The organism is Eisenbergiella massiliensis, from assembly GCF_003435485.1.
This window is the reverse complement of the sequence record NZ_QVLV01000005.1, coordinates 136676-147799: the sequence shown is the minus strand read 5'-3', so window position 1 is coordinate 147799 and position 11124 is coordinate 136676. Positions and strand designations below refer to the sequence as shown.

Sequence of the window (11124 nt, the reverse complement as noted above, 5' to 3'; positions counted from 1 at the left end):
CCCCCCCTGCCCATACCGCCGCCCGCCTGCAAAAAACAGCACCTCCCCTCCCCCTCACCCCCAGGCCGCCCCCTGACACAACTCCCTTGAACCCCTCCCCCCGGAAAAAAACGATGTACATCCCTTTGGAAATATTATATAATTTTAGATATATTGGTGTATTTCCCGATTGGCGGGAGACACTGCATACAGAACGGTTTTCTCACAGAGAAGGGAATCGGGATGGCAAAAATAAAGGAGGGTTCTATCCATGAAGAGAATTGGAATGTTAACCAGCGGCGGGGATTGCCAGGCTTTGAATGCGGCCATGCGGGGCGTTGCCAAAACTTTGTTCAATGCGAAGGAAGACGTGGAGATTTATGGCTTCCTTGACGGCTATAAAGGCCTGATTTACGGAAAGTTCCGCATGCTTACCGGTTCTGATTTTTCCGGCATCCTGACAAAGGGCGGCACCATCCTGGGAAGCAGCCGCATGCCGTTCAAGCTGATGCGGGAACCGGATGAAAACGGCCTGAACAAGGTGGAAGCCATGAAACAGAACTACCATAAGCTCCAGCTGGACTGCCTGGTTATCCTGGGCGGAAACGGGACCCATAAAACAGCCAACCTGCTCAAAGAGGAAGGCCTGAACATCATCACCCTCCCCAAGACGATAGACAACGACCTCTGGGGCACAGATATGACCTTCGGCTTCCAGAGCGCGGTCAATATAGCCACGGAAGCAATTGACAATATCCATACCACGGCAGCCTCCCACGGAAGAGTATTCATTATAGAGGTGATGGGCCATAAGGTGGGCTTCCTTACGCTGAATGCGGGCATGGCAGGCGGCGCTGACGTCATCCTGATACCGGAGATCCCCTATGACATCAATAAAGTGATTGACGCAATCAAAGAGCGCCATGACAGAGGCAGCCGCTTTACCATCCTGGCGGTGGCAGAAGGCGCCATTTCCAAGGAAGATGCCAAGCTCTCCAAGAAAGAATACAAGAAAAAACTGGAGAATTACACCTATCCTTCAGTTTCCTATGAGATTGCGGACCAGATTGCCAAGAAGAGCGGAATGGAGGTCCGTGTCACTGTACCCGGACATACCCAGAGGGGCGGCACCCCGTGCCCGTATGACAGAGTTTTTGCCAGCAGGCTCGGTTCAGAGGCAGGCAAACTGATTCTGAAAGGAGAATACGGCTTCATGGTTGGCTATAAAAACCGTGAAATTGTAAAAGTCCCTCTGGAAGAAGTAGCCGGCAAGCTGAAGATGGTGGATCCCGGTTCATCCATTGTAAAGGAAGCCAAGATGCTGGGAATCAGCTTCGGAGATTAAGAATGGAAGATGAGGTAAAAAATGTCTTACACAGCTCTTTACCGTAAATTTCGCCCGGAACGCTTTGAGGACGTGAAGGGCCAGGACCACATTGTCACGACACTGAGGAACCAGATAGAGGCGGACCGCATCGGACATGCCTATCTGTTCTGCGGGACAAGAGGAACAGGAAAGACAACCATAGCAAAAATTTTCGCGAAAGCCGTCAACTGTGAACACCCGGTTGACGGCTCTCCCTGCGGTGAGTGCCGGAGCTGCCGCGCCATTGCGGCGGCAGCCAGCATGAATGTGATCGAAATCGACGCCGCCTCCAACAACGGTGTGGACAACATCCGCGAAATTGTGGATGAGGTTTCCTATTCACCGGCAGAAGGACGGTTCAAGGTTTATATCATCGACGAAGTGCATATGCTTTCCATAGGGGCCTTCAACGCCCTGCTCAAAACGCTGGAGGAACCGCCTTCCTATGTTATTTTTATCCTTGCAACCACAGAAGTGCATAAAATCCCGGTGACCATCCTTTCCCGGTGCCAACGATACGATTTTAAACGAATAACCATTGATACCATCACCGGCCGGCTGCGGGAGCTGATGGTCCAGGAACAGCAGCAGGTGGAAGAAAAAGCGCTCCGCTACGTGGCAAAGGCTGCGGACGGTTCCATGCGTGATGCCCTGAGCCTTCTGGATCAGTGCATCGCCTTCCATTATGGGAAGGAACTCACCTATGACATGGTTCTGGATGTGCTGGGCGCGGTGGATACCGAGGTCTTCAGCCGCCTTCTGCGCGCCGTCCTGGACAGAAGCGTTACTGACTGTATCGGCATCCTGGAAGAAATTGTCATGCAGGGAAGGGAGCTTACCCAGTTTGTGTCCGATTTTGCATGGTATCTCAGGAACCTGCTTCTTATCAAAACTTCGGATGAAGGCGCGATTGAAGATGTCATTGACGTATCCAGTGATAATCTGGTACGCTTAAAAGAAGAGGCCGAAATGGCGCAACCCGATGCAATTATGCGCTACATCAGGGAGCTGTCGGAGCTTTCCGGACGTATCCGCTATGCCGGACAGAAGCGCATTTTGATAGAAATGGCGCTGATCAAGCTGTGCCGCCCGCAGATGGAGATCAGCCAGGACTCCCTTCTTGACCGGCTGCGCGCGGTGGAACAGCAGCTGGAAAAAGGCATTGTTATGCAGGCCCCGGCCGGAACCCAGGCCGCAGGAGGCACTGCCGCAAACGCCCCTTCCGGAGCCGCGCAGACATCCCTTACCAGGGAAGAACTGCCCAAGGCCATACCTGAGGATGTCTCCAAAATAGTGGCCAACTGGCCCACCCTGGTGGGACAGACCGCCATGCCCATGAAGCTCTATCTGAAAAAAGCAAAACTCAGCCTCGGAGGCGATAACCGGCTGATGCTGGTAGTGGAGGATGGCCTGGCTTCCGATTACTTCCTCAAGCAGGAAGGCAACAAACAGGAGCTGGAAAAGCTTCTTTCCGAATTTTCGCAAAAGCAGATAGAGGTCAATATCACGGCCTCCCGTTCCGACAGGGACTTTGAGGATTCCTACGTGGATCTCACACAGATCATCCACATGGAAATAGAAGAAGAGTAACAGCCCGGCTGTCTGAGCCGTTATAATAAAGAGCAGAAGATGAAACAGCTTAAGCAGGCCATTGACAGAAAGCCTGCAATGCGGTACAAATAATACAATTAATGCAACTGCAGGTACTGAACAGTTACCAACCAGGCAGAAATAAGGAGGATTTATTTATTATGGCAAAAAGAGGCGGATTTCCCGGAGGCGGAATGCCCGGAAACATGAATAACCTGATGAAGCAGGCACAGAGAATGCAGCGTCAGATGGAGGAAAGCCAGAAAGAACTGGAAACCAAGGAATTTACGGCGAAAGCAGGCGGCGGGGCGGTAGAGGTTACCGTAACCGGAAAGAAGGAGGTTACCAAGGTAAAGCTTACAGAGGAAGTAGTTGATCCCGACGATATCGAAATGCTTGAAGACCTGGTGGTTGCCGCAGTAAATGAAGCTATGCGCATGGCCGAGGAAGCCAATGCGGAGGTAATGAATAAAATGACCGGCGGTCTGGGCGGAGGCTTTCCCTTCTGATGGATCTTTACAGCGGATACATTAATAAATTAATTGATGAACTGGCAGGCCTTCCCGGCATTGGCAGCAAATCTGCGCAGCGCCTTGCCTTCCACATAATCAACATGCCGAAGGCCAAGGTGGAAAAGCTGGCCAGGACCATGACGGAGGCTAAGGAGCATGTCCGCTACTGTGAGGAATGCTATACGCTGACCGACTCCGAAAAATGCCCTATCTGCGCCAATGACCGCAGAGATCATTCCGTTATCATGGTGGTGGAAAATACCAGGGACCTTGCCGCTTATGAAAAGACGGGAAAATATGAGGGCGTATACCATGTCCTGCACGGCGCCATTTCCCCCATGCTCGGCATCGGGCCAAACGATATCAAGCTCAAGGAACTGATGCACCGGCTTACAGGCGATGTAAAAGAAGTGATCATCGCCACCAACTCCAGCCTGGAGGGGGAAACAACTGCCATGTATATAGGGAAGCTGATCAAACCAACCGGAGTCAAGGTGACAAGAATTGCCAGCGGCGTTCCGGTCGGCGGTGACCTGGAATATATAGACGAGGTGACTCTGCTGCGCGCGCTGGAAGGCAGAGTGGAAATGTAAAAAACATATGTGCGTGTTAGCGTGCCCGGGCACGCGGAAGGGAGCGAGAAATGGGAGTACAAAAGGAACTTTTCGGTTCTACTAAAGATGGGAAAGAGGTATACATCTATACCCTTACAAACAGCAGAGGGATGAAGGCCAGAGTGATGAGCTACGGCGCAATCCTTGTGGATTTAATCGTACCGGATAAAAACGGCCATTCAGCGGATGTGGTTCTGGGCTACGACAAGCTGTCCGATTATTTTGTGAACGGATGCTTTTTCGGCTCGGTAATCGGCCCGAATGCAAACAGAATTGCCAATGCAAAATTCACCCTGGACGGCGTAGAATATCATCTGGACCCCAATGACGGAGTGAACAACCTGCACAGCCATAAGGAGTTGGGCAGCCATAAGAGAGTATGGGATGCCTGCGAAGTGGAAAACGGCGTTGCTTTTACTCTGGATATGCCTGACGGAGACATGGGCTTCCCCGGAAACAAGAAGCTGCAGGTTACATATACCGTAAATGAAGAAAACGAACTGAAGCTGGAATATCACGGAACCAGTGATAAAAATACAATTTTCAACATGACCAACCATTCCTATTTTAACCTGGACGGCCATGATGCAGGTGATATTTCCGATCATCTGGTAACACTGCACTCCAAATACTTTACTGAAATTCTTCCCGGAGCCATTCCCACCGGAAAACTGCTTCCTGTAGAAGGCACGCCCATGGATTTCAACGTCCCCAAGAAAATCGGGGCCGACATTGACAAAGAATGGGAACAGCTGGAGCTTGTAGGCGGCTATGATCATAACTGGTGCCTGGATAACTATGACGGAAACGTAAGACTTGTTGCTGAGGCTTCCAATCCGTCCGGCAGCAGGACTATGAAGGTTTTCACAGATCTGCCCGGCGTACAGTTCTATACCAGCAACGGCATGGCGGAACAGACCGGCAAGGGCGGAGCTAACTACGGAAACCGCACGGCCTTCTGCCTGGAAACACAGTTCTATCCTGACACGGCCAACGAACCTGATTTCCCGTCCGCCGTATTCGGACCGGACAAGGAATACAACACCGTTACCATTTTCCGGTTTGAATAAACTGCCTGTTCCCCTTATATTAGGAAACAAGCGGCATATAATGTAGAAAAAGCCAGGCCACATACGGCAGGAACAGGGCTGATTTCCTGAAAAAAGGAACAGCCCTGTCTCCTGCCGTTTTTTGTCGGAAAGAATGTTGCCAACGCCGCGTATTCCGCCAAAATATGCGTCCTTTCTCTGCTATATTGAAAGAAAAAAAGGCGGTGGCAGTATGCAGATACCTAAAAATGTAGTGCAGGCAGGCGACGTGGACTCCTGTCACAAAATATACATAGAAGACTACGTACATACTTATTTGTCCCAATGCCGGGATACAGGCAGCTCGGCGGATTTCTGCCTCTATGGCAAAACTGAAAAGGAAGGGGACGTCCGTTACTATTTTATTTATGGTGCGGCCAAGGAAGGCCCCGGATGGGAGATCACAGCGAGACGATATTTTGCAAAACAGAGCAGAATCGGTGAGGCGACCTATGATGATAAAGAAGCCTGGCTTTTTTTTGAAGACGGCTATGCAGCCCCTCTGGAAGGCTACTTTATTTTTTATGAACAAAATGAGGACATGCAGTCTTACCTGATTGCGGTACATCAGAACCAGCCGGGAGAAACCGTGCAGGAAGTAGTGCCCCGGGCGTCCTCCCGAAGCTTTGAACGAAAAACAAGAGGCGGACAGGCCAGAGATAATATCATGGGGAAAAGAGCGGGAGACAGTCCCGAGGGCATACCGGAAACCGAACCCTCCGCACAGGAACCCAGAAGAATCCTGCGCATGCCCAGAAGCTACGACATAGATTCCCCGGAAAAACGGGAAGACAGCGAAAAAATGATGCAGGCTGCCGAAGCACCGGACCTGGGCAGACCGGATTCCAGAGCTTATGAAAGAAAACCGTCCTCCAGCAGACGTTCATTGTTCGGTAACCCGGCCAGCGGATATCCGGGCGGCAAAAGTACAGACGCCAAAAGCACGGAAAGCAGATATCAGGATGGCCAAAATGCCGGCAACAGCTATTCATATGGCAGAAATGCAGCCAGCCAAACTACAGACGGCAGAAAACCGGCCGGCAGGAAGTCAGGCAGCAGTTCCTCCATTTTAAGCCGGGCGGCAGGACTGCTGATTCTCCTGGTTCTCTGTGGAATCGGCGTTACCTCCATTAACCGTTATAATGATATGAAAGAAGCCGGAAATCTCTTCGCAGACGCCGCCCATCAGCCGGAAACCGAAACCTCGGAATATGCATTGGCTGACAGCGCGCTGCAAATCGAAGAAAAACAGGCTTCCCTTCCCGGCAGTGACAATCCGGTGCAGCCCCCCAATACCGATGCTTCCGCCCAGGCGTCCGCCAATGCGTCAGCATCCGCCGCAGATGCCAGCCCGTCTGCCGCAGCAGTATCGGTAACGGATCCCTCGTCCATAGACCCGGCTGCAATAACCCAGTCTGGTTCACCTCAGACAGATATAACCCAAACTGGTTCGTCTAAGGCAGATGCATCTCAGACGGGTTCGTTTCAGACAGATATAACCCAGGCTGGTTTGTCTCAGACAGATACATCCCAAACTGGTACATCCCGGACAGGCACATCCCAGACGGCTTCCGGTCAGGCCGATACAAAACAGACAGGTGAGGCACAGCAGACGGACTCCCTTCCAGCCATGTCCTCCTCTGTCAGCAGCGCCGGACAGGATGGACAGGCCGCAGCTGATGCATCATCCATGGATAATACTTCCGTTGCAGACAACACATCCGGAAAAAATGCTCAGGCTGGACAACAGGCCCAGGCAGAGCAGACACCATCCCCAAATAAAGAGCAGGCCCCCGATGAAAGTAAGGATGCTGCGCAGCCTGCATCGGACATCACCTCCGAAGCCGTAGCCGCCTCCGCACCAGTCCCCTCCAGCTATACCGTAAAATCCGGCGACAATCTTGCCAATATCTGCCGGCATTTTTACGGAAATCTCGATAAAATGGATGAAATATGCGAACTGAACTCCATCTCCGATCCGAACCGCCTGGCTGCCGGCCAAAAAATTATACTTCCTAAATGAAAATTTATGGTATAATCCCAGTAGGGCAGAGCAAGGTGAGAAAAAAAGCCGCGTGATTTTGCATCAACGAGGCTTTTTTTAATCGGCCCGGCCATAATAAAAGATTAGATTTGAGGATTCCCATGCCAAATGTACGTGACTATCTGCGCAAAAAAGCAGAGCGTAAAGAAAAAAAACCGAATACGCATAATTTTGGCGATCTGATCCTGAAGCACAGAATGGCAATCATAACCAGAACACTGCTGGTGCTTCTTCTGTGTGCAGGACTGGGAGCGACAATATATGTTCAGTTAAAAAACCAGGTATTCAGCAGCTATATAACCCTGTCCTCCATAGAAAAACAGCAGTATGACAGCGCTGCCTGCCTCAACTATGTCAATGGTTTTCTTACCTACAGCAAGGATGGTATCAGTTATACCGACATCAAAGGAAATGCCCTTTGGAATCAGACCTATGAAATGCAGAATCCTATGGTAAGAGTGGCAGGAACGAGGGTAGCCGTTGCAGACTACAATGGCCATATCATACATAACATAGATCAAGCCGGAAATTCCGTGGAAATAGACACCAATCTTCCCATCAGGGAATTTGCGATATCTGAAAACGGTATGGTGGCGGCAGTCCTGGAGGATACTAATATTACCTGGATTTATCTCTACAACTCCCAGGGCGATAAAGTAGCCTATGTAAAAACAACCATGCAGAAAAGCGGCTATCCCGCCGCCCTGGCCCTTTCACCGGATGGCAAGCTTATGGCGGTTTCCTACATTGCGGTAGAAAACGGATCCACTAAAAGCAGCGTTGCCTTTTATAATTTCAGCTCTGTAGGACAGAACTTTGTGGACAACTTTGCCAGCGGCGCTGATTATGTGGATGCTGTGATTCCTTATATTACTTTTCTGAGCAACGATACGGCATTTGCCGTTGCTGATAACCGCCTTGTCATTTACAGCGGGGACCAGCGGCCCAAAAGCTCCGCGGATGTTTTCCTTGATGGCGAAATCCAGAGCGTATTCTACAGCGGAAGCTATATCGGACTCGTTTTCCTGGATACCACAGGCCAGGGAAAATACCGCCTGGATGTTTACAATACATCAGGCACGGTAGTAACCTCCCAATACTTTGATATTGAATATAAGGATATTATTCTCTACAAGGACAGTATCATTATATATAATGAAACACAGTGTATGATTGCCAACCTGCATGGACTGGTACGCTTCCATGGCGAATTTGAGAATCCCCTGCTTCTGTTTTCTCCTGTCAGCGCCAAGAAGTATCTTGCCGTGTCCAAGGACAGCATTGACATCATTGAAATGAAATAGGAGTATACAAATGAATATCAACCTACTGCTGATCATTCTCATAGCGCTTGGCATCTGGCGCGCTGTCAGAGGATTTAAAACAGGACTGGCGGAGGAAGTAAACCGCCTTGTTTCCCTGGTGGTAGCCCTTTTTGTCCTGGCGCTGGCCATTATGGCCATATCCAGCTTTATGGATCACAATAACCAAAATGGGATCATTGCCATCATACTGATTCTTATTACAGGAATTGTGTTCCACCTGCTCAGCATTGTCCTGCGTTCCCTGAAAACCATAGCAGGCCTTCCCATCATAAACCTGTTCAACAGTCTTCTGGGGATTGCCGCCGGCCTGATGGAAGTAGTAGTCGCCCTGTGGATTACCTACATTATTATACAGAGTTTTCCCACAGGAAGCTTCGGCGAGCAGATAATGAAATGGACAAATGAAAATGAATGGCTTCTCCGGTTGTATGATTCCAACTATATCGCGGGCTGGATATCTGCTTTAAAGTAGATATCCAGCTCTTTTAACACAATATATAGAACGCACTACCACAATATATTGGGCTTTTTAAAATATTCCAAAAACTTGTAAAAAAATTGAAAAAAGCTGTTGACATCTTATGATACATGATGCTAAAATAAGACTCACCGCGAACAACGGTGCAACAACAACTTGAAAGAAACAAAAAAAGTTGAAAAAAGTGCTTGACAGTCCAAACGACATGTGATAAGATATCAACTGTTGCGGCTGAGAAAGCAGCACACAGAACCTTGACAAATAAACAGTAATGCAACCCTGAAAATTCTAAAAAAGAAAATTCAGAGAACAAGTTTTAAAGCTTCGGAAGAAGACCTTTAAGACACCCAAAAACAGTAAGAAACGCTTGGAAACAAGCAACGGTTAAACATTAGCTAGAGTTAATCTTAACTGGGTTAAACACTTAAACAAGAGAGTTTGATCCTGGCTCAGGATGAACGCTGGCGGCGTGCCTAACACATGCAAGTCGAACGGAGTTATGCAGAGGAAGTTTTCGGATGGAATCGGCGTAACTTAGTGGCGGACGGGTGAGTAACGCGTGGGAAACCTGCCCTGTACCGGGGGATAACACTTAGAAATAGGTGCTAATACCGCATAAGCGCACAGCTTCACATGAGGCAGTGTGAAAAACTCCGGTGGTACAGGATGGTCCCGCGTCTGATTAGCCAGTTGGCAGGGTAACGGCCTACCAAAGCGACGATCAGTAGCCGGCCTGAGAGGGTGAACGGCCACATTGGGACTGAGACACGGCCCAAACTCCTACGGGAGGCAGCAGTGGGGAATATTGCACAATGGGGGAAACCCTGATGCAGCGACGCCGCGTGAGTGAAGAAGTATTTCGGTATGTAAAGCTCTATCAGCAGGGAAGAAAATGACGGTACCTGACTAAGAAGCCCCGGCTAACTACGTGCCAGCAGCCGCGGTAATACGTAGGGGGCAAGCGTTATCCGGATTTACTGGGTGTAAAGGGAGCGTAGACGGCATGACAAGCCAGATGTGAAAACCCAGGGCTCAACCCTGGGACTGCATTTGGAACTGCCAGGCTGGAGTGCAGGAGAGGTAAGCGGAATTCCTAGTGTAGCGGTGAAATGCGTAGATATTAGGAGGAACACCAGTGGCGAAGGCGGCTTACTGGACTGTAACTGACGTTGAGGCTCGAAAGCGTGGGGAGCAAACAGGATTAGATACCCTGGTAGTCCACGCGGTAAACGATGATTGCTAGGTGTAGGTGGGTATGGACCCATCGGTGCCGCAGCTAACGCAATAAGCAATCCACCTGGGGAGTACGTTCGCAAGAATGAAACTCAAAGGAATTGACGGGGACCCGCACAAGCGGTGGAGCATGTGGTTTAATTCGAAGCAACGCGAAGAACCTTACCAAGTCTTGACATCCCAATGACGTGCCCGTAACGGGGCATTCTCTTCGGAGCATTGGAGACAGGTGGTGCATGGTTGTCGTCAGCTCGTGTCGTGAGATGTTGGGTTAAGTCCCGCAACGAGCGCAACCCTTATCCTTAGTAGCCAGCAGGTAGAGCTGGGCACTCTAGGGAGACTGCCGGGGATAACCCGGAGGAAGGCGGGGATGACGTCAAATCATCATGCCCCTTATGATTTGGGCTACACACGTGCTACAATGGCGTAAACAAAGGGAAGCGAGACAGTGATGTTGAGCAAATCCCAGAAATAACGTCTCAGTTCGGATTGTAGTCTGCAACTCGACTACATGAAGCTGGAATCGCTAGTAATCGCGAATCAGCATGTCGCGGTGAATACGTTCCCGGGTCTTGTACACACCGCCCGTCACACCATGGGAGTTGGAAATGCCCGAAGCCTGTGACCTAACCGCAAGGGAGGAGCAGTCGAAGGCAGGTCTAATAACTGGGGTGAAGTCGTAACAAGGTAGCCGTATCGGAAGGTGCGGCTGGATCACCTCCTTTCTAAGGCGAAGAAGTAAGGGTTGTATTACTGTTTAGATGTTAAGGGAACCGGAGTGAGGGCGGAAGTCGGAAGAATGATAGAAGCTTAAACGAAGGAGAAATTAACATAAAAATTCCGGTGGCGATGCGCTTAAGGGAAACACCCGTTCTCATCCCGAACACGATGGTTA

The 11124-nt window shown here is 50.1% G+C and carries 8 protein-coding genes and 1 rRNA gene; all 9 read left to right on the top strand.

Annotated elements, in window-relative coordinates:
- Positions 1-250: 250 nt before the first annotated feature.
- The 9 genes from DXC51_RS09290 to DXC51_RS09250 all read left to right on the top strand — a co-directional run bounded on the left by DXC51_RS09290 (position 251) and on the right by DXC51_RS09250 (position 10954).
- The gene (locus tag DXC51_RS09290) at positions 251-1324 is read left to right on the top strand and encodes a 6-phosphofructokinase (protein WP_021634807.1); all 1074 of its coding nucleotides are present in this window, start codon (positions 251-253) and stop codon (positions 1322-1324) included.
- 21 nt (positions 1325-1345) lie between these two features.
- Entirely contained in the window at positions 1346-2935 is a 1590-nt protein-coding gene (gene dnaX / locus DXC51_RS09285; RefSeq protein WP_117544341.1) for a DNA polymerase III subunit gamma/tau, read from the top strand.
- 161 nt (positions 2936-3096) lie between these two features.
- Entirely contained in the window at positions 3097-3444 is a 348-nt protein-coding gene (locus DXC51_RS09280) for a YbaB/EbfC family nucleoid-associated protein (protein WP_021634805.1), read from the top strand.
- Positions 3444-4040 (top strand): recombination mediator RecR, encoded by a 597-nt coding sequence (recR, locus tag DXC51_RS09275; protein WP_025487694.1) that lies wholly within the window; start codon positions 3444-3446, stop codon positions 4038-4040. The genes DXC51_RS09280 and recR overlap by 1 nt, the downstream gene beginning before the upstream one ends.
- A gap of 50 nt (positions 4041-4090) precedes the next feature.
- A complete protein-coding gene (locus DXC51_RS09270; RefSeq protein ID WP_117544340.1) occupies positions 4091-5131 on the top strand; it encodes an aldose epimerase family protein in 1041 nt (346 codons plus the stop codon).
- Between the two features lie 211 nt (positions 5132-5342).
- Positions 5343-7172: a LysM peptidoglycan-binding domain-containing protein gene (locus DXC51_RS09265; RefSeq protein WP_117544339.1), complete on the top strand. Its 1830-nt coding sequence runs from the start codon at positions 5343-5345 to the stop codon at positions 7170-7172.
- 122 nt (positions 7173-7294) lie between these two features.
- Positions 7295-8497 carry a DUF5711 family protein gene (locus DXC51_RS09260; RefSeq protein ID WP_117544338.1) on the top strand — a complete coding sequence of 401 codons (1203 nt, stop codon included), beginning with the start codon at positions 7295-7297 and terminating at the stop codon, positions 8495-8497.
- 10 nt (positions 8498-8507) lie between these two features.
- On the top strand, positions 8508-8990 hold the full coding sequence (locus DXC51_RS09255) for a CvpA family protein (RefSeq protein WP_102286815.1): 483 nt from the start codon (positions 8508-8510) through the stop codon (positions 8988-8990).
- 432 nt (positions 8991-9422) lie between these two features.
- A 16S ribosomal RNA gene (locus tag DXC51_RS09250) occupies positions 9423-10954 on the top strand.
- Positions 10955-11124 lie beyond the last annotated feature (170 nt).